The following is a 24338-nucleotide window of genomic DNA, read 5'->3' as shown; positions in this document are numbered from 1 at the left end:
ATTTACTTGATCAACTCACCGAAAAGTGAACGGAAAGTCGGCAGAATGAGATCTTTTTCCGAAACGATCGGGTCGAAAACTCCCCAGTCGATATTCAAATCGGGGTCGTTCCAGAGAATGCCCGACTCGGATTCCTTATTATAAAGGTTGGTGCATTTGTAGCTGAAAATAGAATCTTCCAAAGCTGCGAACCCGTGCGCGAAACCTTCGGGAATATAAGCGATATTGTTTTGCTCCCCGCTCAGTTCAAATACTTCATGCTTGCCGAATGTCGGGGAATCCGGACGGATGTCCACAGCCACATCCAGTACCCTGCCCGAGATCACACGAACAAGTTTGCCTTGCGCAAAAGGCGCGTTTTGGAAGTGCAAACCTCTTACCACACCCTTTTTGGAGAACGACTGATTATCCTGAACAAAGTTTACGGGCAGACCGAGTTTTTTAAATGTCTCCTCATTATACGATTCAAAGAATACCCCACGGTCGTCACCGAAGACCCTTGGGAATATTTCAACTAGACCGGCAATGGAAGTTTCTCTAATCTGCATATTGTGGTTATGTCTTGGTTGGAGCAAAGTTTAATGTTGGGGCAAATTTATGAATCTATTGGAAGAGGTTGTAATTTCGCCGCAATATTTACAAAATCATGACTTATCAAGAGCTCTTCCAGCAAATTTCGACCAAAAAGTCCTATTTGTGTGTGGGTTTGGACACCGATATCCAGAAAATCCCGGCGCATTTGTTGAAAACCGACGATCCGATTTTTGAATTCAATAAGCAGATCATCGACGCCACCGCCGACTATTGCGTTTCCTACAAACCCAACATCGCATTTTACGAAGCGCTGGGACCAAAAGGTTGGGAGAGCCTTCAAAAGACGGTCGAGTACATTCCTAAAAGCCATTTTACCATTGCCGATGCCAAACGCGGTGATATCGGTAACACGTCGGGCCTGTATGCCCGCGCGTTTTTCGACAAATCCTCTTCCGGCCTCGAATTCGATTCCATCACCGTGGCTCCCTACATGGGCAGCGATTCGGTGACGCCGTTCCTTGCATTCCAAGACAAATGGGTGATTTTGCTCGCATTGACCTCCAACCCCGGCAGTGCCGATTTCCAACGGCTCGACGTCGAAGGCGATACATTATATGAAAACGTGCTTCGTACATCGCAGACCTGGGCAGGCGCGGAGCGCATGATGTACGTGGTAGGCGCCACGCATCCGTCTGATTTCCAGAAAATACGCGCTATTGTACCTGATCATTTCCTGCTCGTACCCGGCGTAGGCGCGCAAGGCGGCAACCTGGAAGAGGTTTCAAAGTTTGGCATGAACAAGAGTTGCGGATTGCTCGTGAACGCATCGCGCAGCATTATCTATGCCGGCAATGGTACCGATTTCGCCGAAAAAGCGAAGCACGAAGCAGCAGCGCTGCAACAGGAAATGGCCATTTATCTCGACAAATATTTGTAATCCAATCATTCCGGCACGTCACTACCGCCATATCACAAAATGCAACTTTCTGACCATTACCCCTATTCTATCCAGGGAATCGACCCTGTCCAGCTCATTAACCAGTACGGAAGCCCCCTTTATGTATACGACGGAGCGACCATCCGCAGAAAGGCGGCCGAGCTGCAACATGCATTTGCCGGAGTGAATATGAAGATCAAATATGCCTGCAAGGCCAATACCAACCTGGCTGTGCTGCGACTGATGCGCGAAATCGGGGTGGAACTGGATGTGGTGTCACCGGGCGAATTTGAAATGGGGAAAATGGCAGGCTACGATGCCGGCCAAATCACTTTTACGCCCAGCGGTGTGGACTTCGAAGAAGTACGCGAGGCGGTGGAAGCCGGCGCCATTGTAAACGTCGACAGCATCCCGCTGCTCGAATGGTTTGGACAAACTTATGGCAATACCAAACCTTGCATGATCCGTATTAAGCCCAATGTGGCTGCGGGCGGGCATACCAAGATCATGACGGCTCATGCCGACTCCAAATTCGGCATTTCGGTGCTGCTCCTGGATCAGATTTTGGAAGTGATCAAAAAATACGATATTAAAGTAATCGGCCTGCACCAGCACACCGGTTCGGACATTAAAGACGCTGAGCCGTTCCTGAAAGTGGCCGATATCCTTTTCGAAACCGCGAAACATTTCCCGGACCTCCAAGTGGTAGACCTGGGTGGCGGTTTCAAAGTTTCCTATCTGCCAGGCGACGCCATTACCGATATGGATTTACTGGGTAAAAAGATCTCGAAACGATTCCAGACCTTCTGCCAGGAATATGGTCGCGAGTTGCAACTCTGGTTTGAACCGGGCAAGTTTCTGGTGAGCGAATCGGGCTTTCTTTTTGTAACGACCAACGTGGTAAAAGAAGACCCGGCGCGTAACTTCGTACATGTCGATTCGGGCTTGAACCACCTGATCCGGCCGATGATGTACGGTTCTTACCACCACATTCTCAATATTTCAAATCCGAAAGGCGAGTTGAAGCATTATAATGTGGTAGGCTATATCTGCGAAACCGATACATTCGCGACCGATCGTGAGCTTCCGGAAGTCCGTAAGGGCGATGTGCTGGCGTTCCTGAATGCGGGCGCCTATGGCCTGACGATGAGTTCAAACTACAACGCCCGCTTCCGTCCGGCCGAAGTGCTGATCGACAACGGCCTGGCGAAGTTGGTGCGCCGCCGCGAAACGATGGAGGATTTGTTGAGAACGCAAACCGACCTTTAAGAATTAGCTACAAATACATCGATGGAAGCTGCACAAAAGTACCTGTGCAGCTTCTTGTTTTTGGTACCGACGTGCATTCCTTTTCAGTCAAAATTTCAATACATTTAGTCATTAACCTATACTTAAACAGATGACGAATGAAAACACTGTACGCCACACTCCTCCTGACTTGCCTCTCGGCCATTTCCCATGATGGCATTGCCCAGTCCGCCAACTCCGCCTACGATTCCACGCTGGCCAAAAAGCTCAATGCGGATGAATATGGTATGAAAAAGTATGTGATGGTTTTCCTCAAAACCGGCAGCGCGACAAACGTTCCCAAAAGCAGATCGGACAGTGCCTTTGCAGGGCATATGCAGAACATCAACCGCCTGGCCGAGACCGGAAAGCTTGTGGTAGCAGGCCCGTTCTTCAAAAATGATAAGTACCGCGGCATTTTCATCCTCAATGCAGACTCTATCGAGGAAGGCCGGAAACTTGTTGAAACCGACCCGGCCGTGCAAGCGAAACTGCTCGATATGGATTTACTGATGTGGTATGGCTCCGCCGCCCTGTCCGAAACGCTCGAAATCCACAAGAAGATCGAGAAGAAAACCCATTGATTTCTTGCCATTTTGTCCGAAACAATCGCACTACGTCACTTCTTTGAGACAAAATTTCCGATTTAATCCGTCGGCACACCATTTTTCAGTTTCGGTTGTACCATTAATAAAGCGATCAACGCCATGAACTTTAACCAATATACTATCAAGGCGCAGGAGGTTATCCAGCACGCCGCCCAAATGGCCCAGGGCAACCAGCAGCAGGCCATTGAAACGGGGCACGTGTTGAAATCCATTTTGGAAGAGGATCCGAATACGTCACAATTTCTACTTAACAAACTCAATATCAGTGCAGACGTACTCAACAACCGTTTGCAAAAGATATTGGATGGATACCCGCGTGTCAGCGGGGGACAGCCCTACCTGGGCAACGATATGGCCGCTGCCAGTGGCAAGGCTCAGAATTATCTGAAAGAATTCGGAGACGAATTCATCAGCATCGAGCTGCTGATTCTGGGTATACTCAGCGGAAAAGATTCCACAGCCACCATGATGAAGGAGCTGGGATTCAAGGAAAAGGAACTGATCAATGCAATCAAAGAACTTAGAGGAAAGAATAACCCTGTGAAAGATCAAAACGCAGAAGCCAAATACCGCTCCCTGGAACGGTACAGCAAAAATTTGAATGAATTGGCCAAAGCCGGTAAAATTGACCCGGTGATAGGCCGTGATGAAGAGATCAGGCGAGTATTACAGATATTGAGCCGCCGTACCAAAAATAACCCGATCCTGCTCGGTGAACCGGGTGTGGGTAAAACCGCGATCGTGGAAGGATTGGCCCAACGTATCGTGCAGGGCGACGTTCCCGAAAACCTGAAATCGAAGACGATCGTATCGCTTGATATGGGTTTGCTTATTGCGGGTGCGAAATACAAAGGTGAATTTGAAGAAAGGCTGAAAGCCGTTATCAAAGAGGTAACCGATTCGGAAGGCGAGATTGTACTTTTCATTGACGAGATCCACACGCTGATCGGTGCGGGTGGCGGTGGCGAAAGCGCCATGGATGCTGCCAACTTGCTGAAACCGGCATTGGCACGCGGAGAATTGCACGCGATCGGTGCTACAACGCTGAAAGAATACCAGAAATATGTCGAAAAAGACAAGGCTTTGGAACGTCGTTTCCAGGCTGTGATGGTAGATGAGCCCAATATTTCCGATGCGATCAGCATTCTGCGGGGTATTAAGGAAAAATATGAATTGCACCACGGTGTCCGCATCCAGGACGACGCAGTGATTGCTGCCGTGGAGCTTTCGAACCGCTACATCAGCGACCGTTTCCTGCCCGATAAGGCGATCGACTTAATGGACGAAGCCGCTTCCAAGCTCCGGCTGGAAATGGATAGCGTCCCCGAGGAACTCGACGAGCTGAACCGCCGCATCATGCAGCTCGAAATTGAGCGCGAAGCGATCCGTCGTGAAAATAATAAGGATAAAGAAACTGTCCTTAACAAAGAAATCGCCGACCTCAGCGAGCAACGCAATACCCTGAAAGCCCAATGGGAAAACGAGAAGGGTAAGGTAAACGAGGTGCGTGCATTGAAAGAACAAAGCGAGCAGCTGCGCCTTGAAGCCGAACAGGCCGAACGTTCGGGCGATTTCGGTAAGGTTGCTGAGATCCGCTACGGCCGCATTCCCGAGGTCCAGGCCAAACTGGAAGAACTTCAAAAATCGGAGCATGCGGAAAGCCTGATGCAGGAAGAAATTACGCCGGAAGATATTGCCGAAGTAGTGGCTAAATGGACCGGTATACCTATCAGCAAAATGCTGCAAAGCGACCGCGAAAAGCTGCTGCAACTCGAAGAGCATTTGCACCAGCGTGTAGCTGGCCAGAATGAGGCTATTGAAGTGGTATCCGATGCCGTACGCCGCAGCCGCGCAGGTTTGCAGGATGCGAAACGGCCTATCGGCAGCTTCCTCTTCCTCGGCCCGACAGGTGTAGGTAAAACCGAATTGGCGAAAACGCTGGCCGAGTACCTGTTCAACGACGAGAATGCCATGGTGCGGATCGATATGAGCGAGTACCAGGAACGCCACGCCGTAAGCCGCCTCGTGGGCGCGCCTCCGGGATACGTGGGCTACGATGAAGGCGGCCAGCTTACCGAAGCCGTGCGTCGCAAACCTTATAGCGTAATCCTGCTCGACGAGATCGAAAAGGCGCACCCGGATGTGTGGAATATCCTGCTCCAGGTGCTCGACGAAGGTCGTTTGACCGATAATAAGGGTCGCGTGGCGAATTTCAAGAACACGATCATTATCATGACGTCGAACATCGGCAGCCACATTATCCAGGAGAAATTCGCGGAGGACGAAGGTTGGAACCATACGCTGATCATCGAGGAAGCCAAGCAGGCCGTACTCGATTTGCTGAAAGCGTCGGTGAGACCCGAGTTCCTGAACCGTATCGACGAGATCGTACTCTTCGAACCATTGACGCTGAAAAACATTCGCAAAATCGTGGATATCCAGTTCAAAGGCATTCAGCACATGCTGAAAGAGCAGGGTATTACGCTCGATGCGACCGACGAGGCGCTTACCAAGCTCGGTGAAGACGGTTTCGACCCGGCATTCGGTGCACGTCCGCTGAAAAGGGTACTTCAAAGAAGAATCCTGAATGAATTGTCGAAAGGCATTTTGAGCGGACAGGTTGCGAAAGATTCGGTGATCATGATGGAGCTCGACTCGAAAGGCGACCTGGTCTTCGAAAACGTCGGAGGCGTAGAAATATAATCATGGAATAATGCTAATATAGGGAGCGGCAGCGATGCCGCTCTTTTTATTTTCCCCAAATCGGGATTTACCACAGGCCCCATTCCCACGTTGTGGAAGCTACGCACCGCCTCTCTGCCGCGTGCTCGACCCAAAAACAAGCCAACAAATTGGCATAGTTTTTGTACAATTATTTATTCTTATAGTCTAACCTTTTAATCCACACCTAAATCCATGGAACAATCACTGAATTCAATCAAAGTCGCGATACTGGTTGCCGATGGATTTGAGCAGGTTGAAATGACCTGCCCCAGAAAAGTCCTAAACCAACGCGGCGCGACCACCCACGTTATTTCGCCCAGCAAAGACGTTGTGAAAGGATGGAGCCATTTGGACTGGGGCGAAAACCACCGGGTCGACGTCCCGCTTGAAATGGCACGTGCCGAATACTACGACGCGCTGCTGCTTCCTGGCGGGGTTATGGGCCTGGATGCACTAAGGATCAACCAAAAGGCGGTCGACTTTGTGCGGTCGTTTTTTATCGCGGGAAAACCGGTGGCGGCGATCTGTCACGGTCCCCAAATCCTGATCGACGCCGACGTGGTACTGGGCCGCACGCTTACCTCGTATGCCGCCATCCGCCATGATCTCGAAAATGCCGGCGCAATATGGCTGGACCAGGAGGTGGTAACCAATAACGGGCTCGTCACCAGCCGCACTACCGACGATCTTTCGGCGTTCGTCAGTACGATGATCCGGGAGTTCAATATGGAATTCCATCATTAACTGCATTAGTCACAGATTCAAACGCTTAGCAGGAGCATCCCGTAACGGATGCTCTTTTTGTTTCCATTTAAAGCCAAAATTGTGGTATTTGCTCTTTCATTACCTGGTTTTCGCATGACACTCATTTCGCTCCAAAACGTCTCCGTCCGCAAATACGAATCAACGGTCCTTTCTGAAATTAACTGGAATATTGAACAGGGAAAAAACTGGGCGATCATTGGCCCGAACGGCTCGGGTAAGTCGGTCCTGCTGGAAGTGATCGCGGGGAAATGGCCTGTGCTGAGCGGCAAAATCGTCTACGACTGGACTACACCGGTCCGCGAAAATATAGAGCTTGCTTCGAACGACTACTCGTTCAACCGCATTGTAAGTGCCGGTGCCGAGTATTACCAGCAGCGCTTTCACGCATACGAGTCCGAGCGCGCGCCCAGCGTGCGTGCGATCCTGACCGACCAATTGAAACCGGTAGGAACGGTCGACGATAAATCGGTAACATTAGCCCCTTCCAAAGTAAGTGATGAAGAACTGGATCGCGTGGCAGGCTTGCTATCCATTACCCATTTGCTCGACCACCCGTTTGTGACGCTTTCCAACGGCGAAACGAGGAGAATGCTTTTAGCCAAGTCGCTGCTGAAAAAGCCGAAAGTGCTCATGCTCGACAATGCATTCAGCGGCCTTGATGTGCATTCACGCGAGGTGCTCCGTAATGCATTAACCGAACTGACCAAACAAGGGGTGACCATCATTATGGCCACTACGGCTGCCGAAATCCCCCCATGCATTACGGATGTACTCGAACTGGAAGCCGGCCAAATTGAAGCGCAAAAACCCGTAGTGCAATTTCGGTCGGCAGCCAGCCATACCCATCAATTTCCGCAGCCCGATCCGCAAAAACTGGCGCATTTCGGTCATCCTGAATTTACCAGCTTTCAACACGCGCTCGATTTGAGAAATATCCGTGTCAAATACGGAGAAGATCAGATTCTCGACGGCGTAAACTGGAAGATCGCGAAGGGAGAAAAATGGGCATTATCCGGACCGAATGGCTCCGGCAAATCGACTTTGCTGAGCATCATTACGGCTGATAATCCACAGCGTTTCGCAAATGACTATGATTTGTTCGATCAAAAACGCGGTGGTGCAGGCGCATCCATCTGGGATATCAAACAAAAGATCGGCCATGTTTCGCCCGAACTCCACTTGTATTTCCCCAGAAATACCACCGTTTTCAAAACCATAGCATCCGGCTTTTTCGATGCGACAGGTGTTTTCTTCAAAAAACTCACCGAAACGCAAATTGAGCGTGTACATGAAGTGGCCGAACTCCTGCATGTGCATGAACTGATCGAAAAGGATTTTTCACAGCTCTCCAAAGGCCAGCAAAGAATGGTACTGCTCGCGCGGGCATTGGTCAAAAACCCGCCGTTGCTCATCCTCGACGAGCCCTGCCAGGGACTGGACACCGACGCGATCGACTATTTTAAGTCGGTTGTAAATGCCATTTGTGATACCGATGAGCGTACTCTGATCTATGTTTCGCATTATCCAAACGAGATTCCGAGCTGTGTAGAGCATTATTTGAAACTGGAAAAAGGAAAAGTGATAGAATCGCGTTAACGATTCCAACTTTTAGTGAAAAACGGAAATCCTCTTTTTCTGTATTAATCAAATCACCAGCTATGACCAGAAAAGTATTTGTTTACATTGCCGCCAGCCTCGACGGCTACATTGCCAAGCACGACGACGACCTGACCTTTCTTTCCCTCGTGGAACAAGAGGGTGAAGATTACGGCTATGGCGAGTTCATCGACACGATTGACACCGTAATCATCGGCCGTAAAACGTATGACAAGGTGCAGGCGATGGGCATCGAATACCTTCGTGCAGATAAGGAATATTACATCATGACGCGCACCCCGCGTGCACAGGAAGGCAATGTCCGATTCCACACCGGCGACCTGAAGGCGCTGATCGACGAGCTGAAACAAAAAGAAGGGAAACATATTTTCGTAGATGGCGGGGCAGAAGTCGTAAACCAGCTCATACGACTCGACCTGATTGACGAGTATATTGTTTCACTGATTCCCATTTTGTTGGGCGATGGCATCCGACTGTTCAAGGATGGCAGACCGGAGCAGAACCTTACTTTCGTGAGCAGTAAGTCTTTTGAAAAAGGTCTGGTACAACTGCATTACATGCGCAGGTAACGCATTGCGCTAGCGGACGGGCCTGGCTTTCACCGGCTCGTCCCATTTGTTTCGAACAAACCCGTTTTTAAGGTTCATCACAATCGAAATGGAGCTGCTGCCAAAACCCGGTACATATTGCGCCCGGCCATAGCCGACTTCGAACCTTTTAATGCGCAGCCACGTGCCGAAGGAAAATCCAGCCAGTGCGCCGCGATTTGTCAAACGAAGCTCCTGCCTTTTCAAATGGTCATAGCCGAGCAGAATGCGGAAGTTGGAATGCGCCAATATTTCCGCGCCCAGCGACAAATGCCTGCCTAGTTTTTCTGCCACCCCCACTTTTTTGGGCAGCTTAGTACCATTGATATCGTAAGTATAAAACAAGTTCGGGTCGTTATAAACCATATCGAAGCGGTTTAAATGATGGGCAGTCAACGACACACGGACCGGCATATATTTGGGTTTGAAGGTTACCCCTATCCGCATATCCAGTGGCAATACCGGCGTCAATGCACCATTGTAGTTCTGCTTTAAAAAGCCGAAGTTTTTGGCCACGAAACCGATTGTAAGGTCCTCCTGCGGATGCCGGAATGTAGCGCCCCAGTCGAATGCCATCCCCCAGGTCTGGTAACTTTCGATGGACGCGCCCACGAACTTGGCCGTCGCGCCTAACGTGAAAGCACCTAGCGTGTGCCCGTAACCCGCTGAAAGGCCATAATCCGCCGCGCGGAACTCCCCTACCACATTTCCGATGTCGTCCGTTTCCTGCATCGTACCATAGTTCAGGTATTGCAGCCCAACCGCCCAAATGCTGCCTGTTTTGCGGACGCGGTTGGCATAACCCATATTCACAAACTTGGTATTCGCCAGGTAAGGCATCAGGTTCAGCGATACGTTATTAATCTTCGCCGAATCGAGCAATGCGGGGTTTTGAAGAAATAATGCGGGGTCGTTACCTTGCGCGGCAATGTGGTTGGAACCCAACGCGGTACTGCGTGCCTGAGCAGGTAATTGGAGAAAATCCAGGCGCGTACGGCCGCCCGTCACCTGGGCGAAAGCGGCATTCCACGGCGAGCAAAGCCACGTGATAAGGAAAAGCAAACCACAGCCTGTCGACCTCATAAACGTCCTATAATTTCCCGAATCATTAAAATGCAGCTATATTTATAACCCAACAAATGTAACCATATCCCCGCATTACATGGAATCCCGATCAGCCGCTGTTTCAAAAAAAGAACTTTTAGATCAAAAAAATGCTGAGGCTGAACTGGGCGGCGGTGAAAACAGGATCCAGGCGCAACATGCCAAGGGCAAGCTCACCGCCCGTGAACGCATTTCCATTCTGCTCGACAAAGGTTCTTTTGAGGAAATAGGGCGGTTTGTGATGCACCGCAGCAAGGATTTCGGGCTGGATAAGGAGCATTACCTTGGCGACGGTGTAGTTACGGGTTATGGCAAAGTCAATGGCCGGCTGGTGTACGTTTTCGCGCAGGATTTCACGGTTTTCGGCGGTTCGCTCTCAGAAACACATGCAGAAAAGATCTGTAAACTGATGGACCTCGCTATGAAAAACGGCGCACCGATCATCGGTCTGAACGATTCCGGTGGCGCCCGCATTCAGGAAGGGGTGCTTTCGCTCGCGGGTTACGCGGATATTTTCTATAAAAACACCCTGGCTTCCGGGGTCATACCGCAAATTTCGGCTGTGATGGGTCCATGCGCCGGCGGCGCGGTTTATTCCCCCGCGATTACGGATTTCATTTTAATGGTTGAAAACACGAGCTATATGTTCGTAACCGGTCCCAATGTGGTCAAAACTGTAACACACGAGGAAGTAACATCAGAAGAACTTGGTGGTGCGATGACGCACGCAACGAAATCGGGTGTGACGCATTTTGTGTCCGCCAATGAGGTCGAATGCCTGCAATCGATCAAAAAGCTGCTGAGCTATATGCCGCAAAACTGCGAGGACGACGCACCGCGGTATCCCTACACGCCCGGCGACGAGCTGCGTCCTGCATTGAATACGCTCATTCCCGAGAACGCCAACCAGCCTTACGATATGCGGGAAGTCATTACCGAGCTTTCTGATGCCGACAGTTTTTTTGAAGTACATGAAAATTTTGCGGAGAATATCGTGGTAGGCTTCTCTCGCATTGCCGGGCGCAGCATCGGCATTGTCGCCAACCAACCCGCCGTGCTTGCAGGTGTGCTCGACATTCATGCCAGCCAAAAGGCGGCCCGTTTCGTCCGGTTTTGTGATTGTTTCAATATTCCATTACTGGTTCTCGAAGATGTCCCCGGCTTCCTGCCAGGCACCGATCAGGAATGGAATGCGATCATCAGCAACGGCGCAAAGCTATTGTATGCATTCTGCGAAGCCACCGTCCCGCGCATCACCGTGATCACGCGCAAGGCGTACGGGGGCGCATATGATGTGATGAACTCCAAGCACATCGGCGCGGATATGAACTTCGCCTGGCCTTCCGCCGAAATCGCCGTAATGGGAGCAAGCGGCGCGGCTGAAATTATTTTCAAACGCGAGATCGCGCAGGCCGGGGATCCCGCGAAGAAATTGCAGGAGAAAATCGACGATTATACCCACAAATTCGCCAACCCTTACCGTGCCGCGCACCGCGGTTATATCGATGAGGTGATCTACCCCGACCAGACCCGCGCGAAGCTGATCCGTGCTTTCGAAATGCTCGAAAACAAGGTGGATGTGCTACCCAAAAAGAAGCACGGCAACATTCCGTTGTAACGAGCACGCAGCGCGTATTGCCCATTTTTCAAAATTTTACAGCCTATTCCCTGGCCTTATCCCATTAATATCGGGTAATGCCCGGGAATACTTTGGCACATTCCTGATATTGTCCTAATTTCACAAGCACTAAACAATCTCAATTACTTCCTAAAAGAACCTTAACGAATGAAAGAAGAGAAAGGACTTTCCGCGTCCTCACGCAGGAGCTTTATCAAAGGCTCACTGGCGACGCTGGCAACGTTTTCGATCGTTCCCCGCCATGTGCTGGGAAAGGGTTACCTCGCCCCGAGCGACACACTCACCAAAGCCATTGTCGGCACCGGCTCCATGGGCCGCGGCCACATCCCTTATGCAGGCACCAAAGTGGTTGCATTGTGTGACGTGGACAAAAGGCATCTCGACATCGCGGTCAATATGGTCGACAAGGGCGTCAAAACCTTCTCCGACTACCGTGAGCTGATCCAGCTTCCCGAAGTCGACATCGTCCACGTGGCTACCCCGCCGCATTGGCATGGCATTATCGCCGCCGACGCCGCCCGCGCGGGCAAGGACGTGTGGTGCGAGAAACCGATGACGCGCACAATAGGCGAAGGCAAACGTCTGGTGGAAGCCGTTCAGCAGCACGGGAGAGTGTTCCGACTCAACACCTGGTTTCGTTTCGAAAGCAATTTCTACGGAATGAATACTACTGTTAAACCCATTAAAAAGCTCGTTCAGAGCGGCTTGCTCGGCTGGCCATTGAAAGTAACCGTCAGCAAGCATACCGGTTTCGACTGGAAGTTTTATTGGGTAGGTAAAACAAACAATGCCCCTCAACCGGTACCTGCCGAGCTCGACTATGATATGTGGCTTGGACCAGCGCCGTACAAACCATACAGCGAACACCGTGTGCACCAAACCTTCCGCGGCTACTGGGATTACGATGGTGGGGGCCTGGGCGACATGGGCCAGCATTACATCGACCCAATTCAATATTTCCTTGGCAAGGACGATACCAGCCCGGTGAGCGTGGAAGTGGACGCCCCTCAGCAGCACACCGAAGCCGTAGGTACCTGGCGCCGCATTACCTACACCTATGCCGATGGCTGCCAGATCGTGCTCGACGGCGAAGCCAAAGATGACAAAGTAGCGTACATCGAAGGCCCGAAAGGCAAGCTGTACCCAAATTTCAAATCGGATATTCCGGACCTGGAAAAGAAACTCGCCGCATTCCCCGATCCCGAGCCGCAGGTTACTGACTTCGTGGACGCTGTGAAGAACCGCAAGAAGTTCGCATTGAACGAGGAAAACGGTCATCGCTCGTGCACGATCGTGAACATGGGCCTTATTGCATTGCGCCTGGGCCGCTCATTGAAATTCGATCCGGACAAACAGGAATTTATCGACGACGAAGGCGCAAACAGGCTGATCGATCAGCCCATGCGTGCTCCCTGGACCATTTAAGAACTTAAAAGCTAAACTGACAGGCCTTCCGGCTTGCAGCACCGGCATATCCGATGAAAAAAAGACTTTACCCTATTATGGCCTTCTGCCTGGCTTCCTCGCAGCTCATGGCCCAAAACGACAACTCGCTCGACGCCAAAGTGAAGGCGGTGTTGTCGAAACTCCCTTCCCAGAATGAGGCGGCATTGAAGAAAAACATGGAAGAACTCGCCCAGCTCGGCAAGCCAGGCCTGGTTCAGATCGCCTCTATGCTCACGCCCCTCGGCAAAGGAGATAATACTAAGATACAATATGCTTTAGGTGGTTTCACCTATTATGCTTCTCAGGCAGGCAAAGAGGCCTTGCGCAAAGACGCTGCGGAAGCCTACGGCGAAGCATTATCAAAAGTGAATGATCCTGACAGCAAAAACTTCCTCATTTACCAGCTTCAAACCGTTGGAAAAGATGAGTCGGTAGATGTTTTGAAAGGGTATCTCAAAGACGAAAGACTTTCACAACCTGCCGCGCGGACATTGGCGCGCATAGGCTCGCCATCTGCGGGCGCCGCTTTACTGGAAGCATTGGGTAATGCCAGCGGAAGCGCACAGCTCGCGATTACCGAGGCATTGGGCGGCAGCCATAACAAAAGTGCCGCTGCGGTCATCGAAAAAACCGCTGCCAGTTCCGATATCAAGTTGCGCAAGGTTAGCCTTTATGCACTATCGGAAATCGGCTCACCTTCTTCGGAAAGTATTCTGGCGGGCGCTGCACAGAAAGCCGCCTACGGCTACGACGAAGCCGACGCGACGGCTGTTTACCTCAAATACCTCGCAAATCTGGCCGCCAATGGCCATGCCGCGTCTGCTGAAAAGGCGGCGCTCGCATTGATCAAAGCTACGCCGGATGTAAAGCAATCCGCAACTCGCTCTTCTGCATTGAAGATTTATTCGGATGTTAAAAAGAGAGAATCTGTACCCGTTCTGGTAAGCGCATTACAGAGTACCGACGCTCAATACCGTGCCGCCGCATTGAAATTAGGCCAGAAATACCTGATGGCCGACGGCACTACCCCATGGTTGAATGCATTCAAAAAAGCCAACCCTACCGTACAGGCAGAGATTATTACCATGCTGGGCCGTGCGGAATCGAAAGATGCATTACCGGTGGTTTTGAAGGCATTGACTTCGAAAGATAGCAAAGTAAAAACGGCTGCGATCTGGGCCGCTGGACGAATCGGACAGGAAAGCAGCGTTGCCAAGCTGATCCCGGTTTTGAAAACGGCCAATGCGGATGAAATCGCGGCGATTAAAAGCAGCTTGATGACGATCAAAGGCGCTTCACTCGTGGATCAGGTCGCAACGGCCGTTCCTACCCTTCCCGCACCAGCACAATCGGCGCTGATTGATGTGCTGGCCGCCCGTGCAGCCAGTTCGAAATTGCCGGTTGTTTCAGCGCAGTTGAAGAGCACGAATCCCGAAGTACGGAAATCGGCTTTCAATGCATTGAAATCGCTGGCTACCGGCAACGATCTGCCACAACTGTATGCATTATTGAATAGCGTTTCCAATGCTGACGAGATTGCGGCTACACAAAGCGCTATCAACGCGGCGATTAAGGAAAGCGGCGACGCAGACAGCCAGACCGACGCTGTTTTGAAACAAATGCAAGCTGCCCCGGCTGATAAACAAGGTAATTACCTTGCAGTATTGGCTGGTATTGGTGGTAAAAAGGCTTTGAAATCGGTGGTGGAAGCATACGGAAACGGGGATGCTACGAAGAAGAAGTCGGCTATCGCGGCACTTTCCGCCTGGGTCGACGCGAGCGCTGCCAAAGAATTGCTCAACATTGCACGCAGCACCAGTGATTCCGAGGATTTCAATGCTGCATTGACAGGCTATGTTGCTGCCACGGCAAAATCGAGCAAAACAGCTGCCAACAAAGTGATTATGCTCCGCGAAGCATTGGCGATTGCCAAAACCGACGCGCAGAAGGAAGCGATTATCAAGGAACTGGGAAGAAACAGAACCTTTAATTCACTACTGCTGGCCGGCAAATACCTGGATAATGCAGGTACGCAGCAAGCTGCGGCGCAGGCTGTTATGAACATTGCATTGAGTAACAAAAACCTGTACAGCGCCGAAATCCGTGAGCTCCTTACCAAAGCCGGCCCACTTTTGAAAGGCCAGGACGCCGATTACCAAAGGGAATCGATCCGCAAGCATCTGGCTGAGTTACCTGCCGGTGAGGGATTTGTATCGCTATTTAATGGCAAAGACCTCTCGGGATGGAAAGGTTTGGTACAAAACCCGATCGCACGCCGCAAAATGAGCGCTGATTCGCTGGCCTTCAAACAGAAAAAAGCGGATGAAGCGGCATTCAAGGATTGGTTTGCCAAAGACGGTGAACTCGTCTTCTCCGGCCATGGCGATAACCTTTGCACCGTGAAGCAATACGGCGATTTTGAAATGTACGTCGACTGGAAAATTCAGAAAGATGGCGACGCGGGCATTTACCTCCGGGGTACGCCGCAGGTACAGATCTGGGACACCTCACGTGTGAGCGTAGGCGCGCAAGTGGGCTCGGGAGGGCTCTATAATAACCAGAAAAACCCGAGCAAGCCTTCGAAAGTAGCCGATAATGCGATTGGCGAATGGAATACCTTCCATATCACGATGATCGGAGATCGCGTATCAGTGGATCTGAACGGGGAAAATGTGGTGGATAATGTGGTGCTCGAAAACTATTGGGACCGCAACTTGCCGATTTTCGCGAAAGAACAGCTCGAACTGCAGGCGCATGGCAACGAGATCCACTACCGCGACATTTACGTTCGCGAAATCCCTCGCCCGGAATTCACATTACCCGAAGCCGAGCAGAAGGAGGGTTTCAAAGTGCTCTTCGATGGTACCAATATGTTTGAATGGGTGGGCAACAAGACCGACTATTTCATCCAGAACGGCGAGCTCGTTGTCGATCCTAAAAAAGGCGGGAAAGGCAATCTGTACACCAAAGACGAATACAGCGATTTCGATTTCCGTTTCGAATTCCAGCTTACGCCGGGCGCGAACAACGGCCTGGGTATCCGCACGCCGATGGAAGGCGATGCAGCCTACGTAGGAACCGAAATCCAGATCCTGGACAACGATGCAGATATTTACAAAGATTTGCACGAATATCAGTACCACGGTTCAGCATACGGCATTATTCCTGCCAAAAGGGGCTATCTGAAACCGGTTGGGGAATGGAACTACGAAGAGGTACGCGTGCAAGGCTCCAAAATCAAGGTAACCCTTAACGGCACCGTAATCCTTGATGGCGACCTTGCCGAAGCCAGCAAAAACGGCACAGCCGACCATAAAGATCACCCGGGCCTGAAAAGGACCAGCGGTCACCTCGGATTCCTCGGCCACGGTTCCGAACTCAAATTCAGGAATATCCGCATCAAAGACCTGAGCAAAGCGACACCTGAACCGGTGGAGACAGGAAAGAAAAAGAGTAAGAAGAAAAAGTAATTTGAAGATGCCCTGCAATTTGCGGGGCATTTCTATTTCCGTGGCTTTACCGGAATACACGGCTAATGTCAACATAGATGATATTCCACGAGCACTGAGTATCACCGCATTGAAACAGATCCTGCCTACATTTTAGACTTGCCTATCAGCGCCTTGCCGGGTGATTTGAAACTGCCCCTGCACCCGCCTCGACCAAAGATTTTGGCACCAACTTATTCCGAAAGCCGATTACGGGATGATCAAAATCCCTTCCGCGATCATGGACGATGAATTCAACTACCTTCGCAAGCCGCTATTTTGCAAGGCGGTAATCTATTCCATCCGGTCGGTCCGCGATTTTGTCTATGACGTCAGGCTTAAATTATAGAAAAAAATTAAAAAATGCCCTCTTGGATCACTTTGGGCAATTTTATTTAGCTTTGATATAATAATCAGAAAATCAAGATCAAAAAAGTAAATAAGCTGTGTTTGGCTCTTGAGTTGATAAAATAAATATATTTATTCCATCTAAATCAATAAAAAACAAGGCGTTTCATGGACATTTTTGTTGGTAGTCTTTCTTTTAAGTTAAAGGAAAGCGAGCTGCGTGAAGCTTTCGAAAAGTATGGTAAAGTGAGCTCAGCGAAAATCATCATTGACAAAATTACACGTCAAAGCAAAGGGTTCGGGTTTGTGGAAATGCCTGATGAAACAGAGGCCAGAACCGCCATTAATGCATTGAACGGGGCCGATATGTATGGCAGGCCATTGGTTGTGAACGAATCACAGAAGAGAGAACCAAGAGGCGACGGCGGTGGTGCGCCCCGCCCCGATACACGCAGTCGGGAGGGCTTTAACCGGCCACGACCGGCGGGAAATGACGGTCCAGGAAACAGAACGCCTTATACTCAAGATAGAAATACAGGTAGGGACTATAACCGGCAAGAACCATCTCTGGACGACGACGATCAGGATGATGACGATGCACCAGGCACTCCGGCAAGACCCGCCGAGCGTAATTTCGGCGACCGGGGCTTTTCGGGAGGAGGTAACTTCCGCCAGCCGGATAAGCAGCGCGACAAAGGGCATCACGATCGCGGACATGACCATAATCGTCATCAGGGAGGTCGGCCTAAAATGGAGGACCGCTACTCGAAAAAAGGCGGAGGCGGTTCGAAAGATTACGGCCGCCGGTATGGAGGTGGCGACGATGATTGGGATTGATACGTTACAAATGAAAAGAGCCTGCAATCACTTGCAGGCTCTTTTCATTTCCTGAATATGAAGTAAACAGCCAGTACCAGAAACAGGAAACCGACAAAGTGGTTCCACCGGAATGTCTCCGTTTTAAAAAAAACGAGCGTAAAAACCATGAATATGACCAGTGTAATCACTTCCTGGATCACTTTCAGTTCCACTAATGAAAATGGACCACCATTCTCTTTAAAACCAATCCTGTTGGCAGGGACCTGAAAACAATACTCAAACAGGGCTATTCCCCAACTGATGAGGATAATGGAGAATAGCCCCAGTTTACTAAACCAGGCCATCTCCTTGAATTTCAAATGTCCGTACCACGCCATAGTCATGAAGGCGTTGGACAATACCAGAAGGCCTATAGTCAGGACTGATTTCATGCAGCTGCTTTAACTTTGTTATCGCGAAAAAACAACACGAACAGCACCAGTACTACCGCTGCGATGCCCGCAGGCACCATCCAGATCGATGTCCAGTTTTTCACATTGTCGACGGTGTACATATCTGCCACCACGCCGGCAATCCACGAACCAATGCCCATACCGATTCCATAAGTAGCGATGGAAATCAGGCCTTGAGCGGAAGAACGGTACTGCTCGCCCGCTTTGCTGTCGGTGTAAATCTGGCCGGTGACAAAGAAAAAGTCATAGCAAACGCCATGCAGCACGATCGCCAGGTAAAGCAGCCATTCGCTGGAAGCGTCGCCGTAACCGAAGCCGATGAAACGGATGATCCAGGCGATAAGCCCTACTACCAGCATCCATTTCACGCCGAAACGAGAAAAAGCCAGTGGGATCAGCAACATGAACACAACTTCCGAAGCTTGCCCAAGCGACATTTTATTCTCTACATTGGTCATCCCGGAATCCGTCAGCGACGGGTTTGCCATTGCATAGTAGAATGACAACGGGATACAGATCAGCAGGGAAGAAATAAAGAAGATTGCGAAAGAGCGGTCCTTGAACAATTTGAATGCGTCCAAACCCAAAATGTCGGAAAAAGAGGTGTGTGAACTTGGTTTTGGAGGGGTATCAGGCAAGAAGAAAGAGTAAACGCCGAGAAATGCAGCCGTAAACATTGAAATCTTGAAAATCAATGCGGTACCGCCAATTTCATAGTATCCGATAATGTTCGTTACCGCGATCCAGGCAACGGTTCCCATGACGCGGATGGCGGGAAAGTCCTTTTCGGAATTGGTAACTTGCTGCATGGCAATGGATGTCGTAAGCGACATCGCCGGTGCGAAAGTAATACAGTAGGCCAGGATCACCCAGAAAAACGTGTCGGGATCTTTCACTTCGGACAGCACATACAGAATACCGGCCCCCACCAAATTGAGGATACCCAGCACTTTTTGTGCTGCGAAATAACGGTCGGCGATCATTCCCACGAAGAATGGCGCGATGATCATCGCAATGGAGAATGCCGCGTATGCATTTCCAACCTGGACGCCCGTTGCGCCCAATTCTGTAAACATATACTTGCTCATTTGCCCGTACCATGCACCCCACACAAAATAGAGCAGGAACATCATGGCCATCAACTGAAAGCGGGTCGAATTTTTCATAAACTAGGTTAGCGGTTGTAGGAGATTGATTGGTATAACATGAGATAATAGGTTACTTTTTGATAAGCTTCTGAAACTCGTTCAGTTTCAGCAATGCCTCGATGGGCGACAGGGTGTTGACATCCACGAGCAGCAGCTTTTCCTTCAACTCGTCCAGCTTCGGGTCTGCCGGCTCGAAAATGCTGAGCTGGAAATTGTTTTTGGGAATATCCTTCACCCGCTTCTTGTGCTCGTGCGCCACGTGGTCTTTTTCCAGGTGCTGCATGATTTCGCTCGCCCGCAAGACGATTGGCTGCGGCATACCGGCGATCTGCGCCACGTGGATACCAAAACTGTGCGCGCTGCCGCCGGGTTTCAGTTTCCGGAGGAAAACCACTTTGTTATCCACTTCCTTTACGGCCACATTGAAGTTTTTGATGCGCGGGAAATCTTCCGCAAGCTGGTTCAATTCGTGGTAATGGGTGGCGAAAAGTGTTTTAGGCCTGCAATTCGACTGACTATGGAGGTATTCTGTAATGGCCCACGCAATGGAAACGCCGTCGTAGGTGCTCGTTCCACGGCCGATTTCGTCCATCAGCACGAGACTCTTGCTGCTCAGGTTGTTTAGAATGCTGGCTGTTTCAGTCATTTCGACCATGAAAGTACTTTCCCCTTTGCTGAGGTTATCGCTCGCTCCTACCCTGGTGAAAACCTTGTCGACCAGGCCGATCGTCGCCGATTTGGCCGGGACAAAGCTGCCCATTTGCGCCATCAGTACAATCAATGCAGTTTGCCGGAGCAATGCCGATTTACCGGCCATGTTCGGACCGGTAATGATGATGATCTGCTGGCTGGCATCGTCAAGGTAAACGTCGTTTGGCACATAGCTTTCTCCCACAGGCAATTGCTGCTCGATTACCGGGTGACGTCCCTCCTTAATATCCAGCTCGTTGCCTTCACTGATAACCGGCTGTACGTATTTGTTCTTCCGGGCAGCTAATGCAAAGGAACTCAGCACATCCAGCGCCGATATGACCTGCGCATTTTGCTGGATCGCGGCCACATATTCCGAAGCCGTTTGTACGATTTCACTGAATATCCTGAATTCGATCGCCGCAATGCGGTCCTCCGCATTCATGATTTTTTCTTCGTATTCTTTGAGCTCGGGCGTAATGTACCGCTCCGCATTGACGAGCGTCTGTTTCCTGATCCAGTCGGAAGGAACTTTACTCTGATGTGCGTGGGTAACTTCGAGATAGTAGCCAAATACCTTGTTATACGCAATTTTAAGCGAACCGATACCTGTCCGTTCAATTTCGCGGTTTTGAAGTTTGATCAGGTAATCCTTGCCTTCGTAGGAAATAGCGTGCAGTTCGTCCAGTTCGCTATCGACTCCGCTCTGGATCATCCGCCCCTGGTTAGAGAGTACGGGAGCATCATCGCGGAGTTCCCGTTCGATCTTCTGAACCAATGCCCCGCAGGCATCCAGTTGGGAAGCGAATTTATCGAGCATACCGCCCGCCAGCAATTCCTTTACGGGGGCGATCTGTTTCAATGATTTTTTAAGCTGAACCAATTCCCGTGGATTGATGCGACGCACCGCCACTTTGGAAATCAGTCGCTCCAAGTCGCCAATCTGCTTGAAATATCCTACCAGCGATTCGTGGAGCTCTTCGTGCGTGAGGAAATGCGCTACGGCGTTCAGGCGCTCCTCTATGGGCGCCTTGTCTTTCAACGGCAATACCATCCATTTCCGCAGCTGCCTCGCGCCCATGGGCGTAACCGTGTGATCGAGAATGTCGATCAGCGGCACACCACCTTCCTGCTGGGGGTACACGAGTTCCAGGTTGCGAACGGTAAAACGGTCGAGCCACACATATCTTTCCTCCTCCAACCTTGTAATGCGGCTGATATGCGCAACTTCCTTGTGCTCGGTTTCACGCAGGTAATGCAAAATTACACCCGCCGCAATAATACCCAGCGGCAGGGATTCGATGCCGTAACCTTTTAAAGTTGTAGTCTGAAAATGCCCTGTAAGTTGCTCATAGCCATAATCGTAGCCGAAGCACCAGTCTTCCAGGTGAAAAGTGTGGTATTTCCCTCCGAAGAGTTCGTTGAATTCCTGCTTGTGTTTTTTGCAATACAACACCTCGGCCGGACCAAAGCCTTGCAGCATTTTATCCACGTACGCCGCATTACCCTGCGATGCCATGAATTCGCCTGTGGAAATGTCGAGAAAGGCGATTCCGTAAAGACCGTCGCTGCCGACGTGTATCGCCGCCAGGTAGTTGTTTTTGCGGATATCGAGCACATTGTCGTTGAATGACACGCCGGGTGTAACAAGCTCGGTTACGCCGCGCTTCACAATGCCTTTTGCAGCAGCGGGATCTTCGAGCTGATCGCAAATCGCCACGCGTTCGCCCGCACGAACGAGTTTCGGCAGATAATTGTCCAGGGAATGGTGTGGGAAACCCGCGAGCTCCTCGTGCGCACCGCCATTGTTCCGGCGCGTAAGTACGATCCCCAGGATCTTGGAAGCCCTTACCGCATCCTCTCCGAAAGTCTCATAAAAGTCGCCAACCCGGAAAAGCAGCAACGCTCCGGGGTATTTGGCTTTAATCTGATTGTATTGTTTATTAAGCGGAGTTTCTTTGTGTGCCTTTGCCAATTATCAGCCTAATTTTGAGAACAAGGATTTGTACAAAATTAAGCCTTCTCTCCGGTTTGACAAGTCAGGGCAAACGATTTATACCCTTGTCAAAAGGTCCTTTCATAAAAAAGTTTAGCCTCTTTAGGTGTAACTTCCCATACGTCCCCTGGTTTAGGAAAATTTATTTTCTTATCCGCCAATGAAATTTTTCCGATAGACCAGCGCACCAGCCGGAGTGTCGGAAAACCGACGGCCGCCGTCATCCGCCGCACCTGCCGGTTCTTGCCCTCGTGCAATGTAACCGATAGCCATGAAGTAGGGATATTCTTTCGGAAACGGATGGGCGGATTACGTTCGGGAAGCTCTGGTTCCGCTATTTTTGAAACCTCTGCCGGCAATGTCTTATACTGTTTCCCATTGATAGAAATAGCAACGCCATTCGAAAGCTGCCGGCAAGCCTCGTCAGTCACCTCGCCCTCCACCTGCACGTAATACGTACGCGTGTGCCTGTTGCGCGGTTCGAGCAGCTTGGTTTTAAGGAAATTATCGTTGGTCAGCAGCAAAAGGCCTTCGCTATCCGCATCCAGGCGACCGACTGGGTAAATGTCCCTGGCAAATGTAAAATCCAGATCGGCTAATGTCTGGTGATCGCCCTCGCGGGAGAATTGGGAGAGCATGCCGAAGGGTTTGTAGATGAGGTAGTATTGGAACAAGATGGAGAATATTAATGAACAAAAAATAGCTATTCTAGAAACTCCGTAAGGTCAATTGAAAAGCCTGGAAGGATTTCCTTATCAGAAAGAATCTCATTGATCTGCTTGACTTCGACAGTTCCATCGATGCGAAAAACATGAACCTTTTCATCGAAACTGTCGATCAACCAGCCCAATTGGGCTCCGTTAGCAATGTATTCTTTCATTTTTTCCACCAGATATTGTAAGCTATCAGATACGAAACGGATTTCAATAACGAAGTCCGGACAAATCGGAGCAAATTTCTGCTTTTCCTCTTTGGAAAGAGCATTCCACCTTTCCCTCCTGATCCACGATACATCCGGCGATCTAACAGAACCATCCGGCAACTTAAAACCAGAAGATGATTCAAAGACTTTCCCTAGACCTGCCTGTTTGTTCCAAACATTTAAAGCAGTAATTACATCTGCATTAAATCCTCCTCCGATTGATCCAGTTGGTGACACAACTATAATATTTCCATGCGAGTCCCTTTCGAACTCTAGTGTGTCGTTTATTTGGCAGAACTCAAAGAATTCGTCATCACTCATCGGCCTAACCGTTCTAAAAGTCACCAGCATCTCGGTATCCATAGGTCATTGAGTTTTTGCTTCTACCAAAATAAACAATTATCACCTGCATCGAAACACACATTTAACCGATATCCCCTACCGAATTTCCAACCACACAGGACAATGGTCCGAGTGGACAGCATCGTTATACTGCCGGGCGGCGATGATGCGGTCTTTGATCGGTTCGGCTACGGAAATGTAATCGATGCGCCAGCCTTTGTTATTGCCCCGGGCACCGGCGCGGTAAGTCCACCAGGAGTATTGGCGCAATGTCGGATTCATGAAGCGGAAAGCGTCGGTGTAACCGTTCGCGAACCATTCGGTCATCCAGGCGCGCTCTTCGGGTAGGAAGCCGGACGACTTCTGGTTTCTTACCGGGTCGTGAATGTCGATTTCGGTATGCGCGATATTATAGTCGCCACAGATAATCAGGTTCGGACGCTCTTTTCTCAATTCGTTTACCCAAACAAAAAAGTCGGCAAGAAAGCGCATTTTCACGCTCTGGCGCACATCGCCACTTGTACCCGACGGGAAGTAGCAGTTCAGCACCGTGATATCGCCGAAATCAGCCCTTAACACACGACCTTCCGAATCATAGGCCGGAATACCGCATCCCTCGACAACCTGATCCGGCTTGATTTTAGAGAATATAGCGACCCCGCTGTAACCCTTTTTTTCAGCTGCATGCCAGCCCGCCAGTTCGTAACCCAGCTTCCGGAAGCCCGAAAGGTCGACTACATCGGGGGTGGCCTTCACCTCCTGGAAACAAAGAATATCGGCCGGCGTGGTTTGAAGCCAGTCAAGCAGGCCATTTTTTAATGCGGCACGAATGCCGTTCAGATTGTAGGTAAGTATTTGCATAAATGAGGGGCAGGCGTTGGCGGC

The 24338-nt window shown here is 50.4% G+C and carries 20 protein-coding genes; 12 read left to right on the top strand and 8 right to left on the bottom strand.

What is annotated here, in order from left to right; genetic code table 11:
• Window positions 1-2: 2 nt before the first annotated feature.
• Complete coding sequence (rfbC, locus tag ACQ4MZ_RS01690) at window positions 3-548, bottom strand: dTDP-4-dehydrorhamnose 3,5-epimerase (protein ID WP_430842327.1); 546 nt, start codon at window positions 546-548, stop codon at window positions 3-5.
• 98 nt (window positions 549-646) lie between these two features.
• Between rfbC and pyrF the strand changes: the two genes are divergently transcribed.
• The 7 genes from pyrF (at window position 647) to ACQ4MZ_RS01655 (ending at window position 9041) form a co-directional block, all read left to right on the top strand.
• Window positions 647-1471, top strand: a complete 825-nt coding sequence (gene pyrF, locus ACQ4MZ_RS01685; RefSeq protein WP_430842325.1) for an orotidine-5'-phosphate decarboxylase — start codon at window positions 647-649, stop codon at window positions 1469-1471.
• Between the two features lie 39 nt (window positions 1472-1510).
• Window positions 1511-2740, top strand: a complete 1230-nt coding sequence (gene lysA / locus ACQ4MZ_RS01680) for a diaminopimelate decarboxylase (protein ID WP_430842323.1) — start codon at window positions 1511-1513, stop codon at window positions 2738-2740.
• Between the two features lie 137 nt (window positions 2741-2877).
• Complete coding sequence (locus tag ACQ4MZ_RS01675) at window positions 2878-3342, top strand: YciI family protein (RefSeq protein ID WP_430842321.1); 465 nt, start codon at window positions 2878-2880, stop codon at window positions 3340-3342.
• Window positions 3343-3465: 123 nt separating this feature from the next.
• Window positions 3466-6069, top strand: a complete 2604-nt coding sequence (gene clpB, locus ACQ4MZ_RS01670) for an ATP-dependent chaperone ClpB (protein ID WP_430842319.1) — start codon at window positions 3466-3468, stop codon at window positions 6067-6069.
• 213 nt (window positions 6070-6282) lie between these two features.
• The gene (locus ACQ4MZ_RS01665) at window positions 6283-6834 is read left to right on the top strand and encodes a type 1 glutamine amidotransferase domain-containing protein (protein WP_430842317.1); all 552 of its coding nucleotides are present in this window, start codon (window positions 6283-6285) and stop codon (window positions 6832-6834) included.
• A 114-nt stretch (window positions 6835-6948) separates the two neighbouring features.
• A complete protein-coding gene (locus ACQ4MZ_RS01660) occupies window positions 6949-8451 on the top strand; it encodes an ATP-binding cassette domain-containing protein (RefSeq protein ID WP_430842315.1) in 1503 nt (500 codons plus the stop codon).
• A 62-nt stretch (window positions 8452-8513) separates the two neighbouring features.
• A complete protein-coding gene (locus ACQ4MZ_RS01655; RefSeq protein WP_430842313.1) occupies window positions 8514-9041 on the top strand; it encodes a dihydrofolate reductase family protein in 528 nt (175 codons plus the stop codon).
• A 9-nt stretch (window positions 9042-9050) separates the two neighbouring features.
• On the opposite strand, the gene porQ is transcribed toward ACQ4MZ_RS01655, so the two are convergent.
• A complete protein-coding gene (gene porQ / locus ACQ4MZ_RS01650; RefSeq protein ID WP_430842311.1) occupies window positions 9051-10142 on the bottom strand; it encodes a type IX secretion system protein PorQ in 1092 nt (363 codons plus the stop codon).
• Window positions 10143-10221: 79 nt separating this feature from the next.
• Here porQ and ACQ4MZ_RS01645 point away from each other — a divergent pair, with 79 nt between their 5' ends.
• The 5 genes from ACQ4MZ_RS01645 (at window position 10222) to ACQ4MZ_RS01625 (ending at window position 17921) form a co-directional block, all read left to right on the top strand.
• A complete protein-coding gene (locus ACQ4MZ_RS01645; protein WP_430842309.1) occupies window positions 10222-11781 on the top strand; it encodes an acyl-CoA carboxylase subunit beta in 1560 nt (519 codons plus the stop codon).
• A 168-nt stretch (window positions 11782-11949) separates the two neighbouring features.
• On the top strand, window positions 11950-13227 hold the full coding sequence (locus tag ACQ4MZ_RS01640) for a Gfo/Idh/MocA family oxidoreductase (protein ID WP_430842307.1): 1278 nt from the start codon (window positions 11950-11952) through the stop codon (window positions 13225-13227).
• Window positions 13228-13280: 53 nt separating this feature from the next.
• Window positions 13281-16718 (top strand): family 16 glycoside hydrolase, encoded by a 3438-nt coding sequence (locus tag ACQ4MZ_RS01635; protein WP_430842305.1) that lies wholly within the window; start codon window positions 13281-13283, stop codon window positions 16716-16718.
• 235 nt (window positions 16719-16953) lie between these two features.
• A complete protein-coding gene (locus tag ACQ4MZ_RS01630; RefSeq protein WP_430842303.1) occupies window positions 16954-17085 on the top strand; it encodes a hypothetical protein in 132 nt (43 codons plus the stop codon).
• 167 nt (window positions 17086-17252) lie between these two features.
• Entirely contained in the window at window positions 17253-17921 is a 669-nt protein-coding gene (locus tag ACQ4MZ_RS01625; RefSeq protein ID WP_430842301.1) for an RNA recognition motif domain-containing protein, read from the top strand.
• A gap of 44 nt (window positions 17922-17965) precedes the next feature.
• Here the strand turns inward: ACQ4MZ_RS01625 and ACQ4MZ_RS01620 are convergent, their stop codons facing one another.
• The 6 genes from ACQ4MZ_RS01620 to ACQ4MZ_RS01595 form a co-directional block, all read right to left on the bottom strand.
• Window positions 17966-18334: a DMT family protein gene (locus tag ACQ4MZ_RS01620; protein WP_430842299.1), complete on the bottom strand. Its 369-nt coding sequence runs from the start codon at window positions 18332-18334 to the stop codon at window positions 17966-17968.
• Entirely contained in the window at window positions 18331-19521 is a 1191-nt protein-coding gene (locus ACQ4MZ_RS01615) for an MFS transporter (RefSeq protein WP_430842297.1), read from the bottom strand. Before ACQ4MZ_RS01615 ends, ACQ4MZ_RS01620 begins: the two co-directional genes overlap by 4 nt.
• Window positions 19522-19573: 52 nt before the next feature.
• A complete protein-coding gene (gene mutS, locus ACQ4MZ_RS01610) occupies window positions 19574-22168 on the bottom strand; it encodes a DNA mismatch repair protein MutS (protein ID WP_430842295.1) in 2595 nt (864 codons plus the stop codon).
• A gap of 89 nt (window positions 22169-22257) precedes the next feature.
• The gene (locus ACQ4MZ_RS01605; RefSeq protein WP_430842293.1) at window positions 22258-22863 is read right to left on the bottom strand and encodes a pseudouridine synthase; all 606 of its coding nucleotides are present in this window, start codon (window positions 22861-22863) and stop codon (window positions 22258-22260) included.
• A 29-nt stretch (window positions 22864-22892) separates the two neighbouring features.
• Window positions 22893-23474 (bottom strand): Uma2 family endonuclease, encoded by a 582-nt coding sequence (locus ACQ4MZ_RS01600; RefSeq protein WP_430842291.1) that lies wholly within the window; start codon window positions 23472-23474, stop codon window positions 22893-22895.
• 75 nt (window positions 23475-23549) lie between these two features.
• Window positions 23550-24314, bottom strand: coding sequence for an exodeoxyribonuclease III (locus ACQ4MZ_RS01595; RefSeq protein ID WP_430842289.1), 765 nt, complete (start codon window positions 24312-24314; stop codon window positions 23550-23552).
• Between the last annotated feature and the right edge of the window lie 24 nt (window positions 24315-24338).

It is taken from the genome of Dyadobacter sp. BHUBP1 (assembly GCF_050587785.1).
In the GTDB taxonomy this organism is placed as follows: Bacteria; Bacteroidota; Bacteroidia; order Cytophagales; family Spirosomataceae; genus Dyadobacter.
This window is presented reverse-complemented; position numbering and strand designations above follow the sequence as displayed.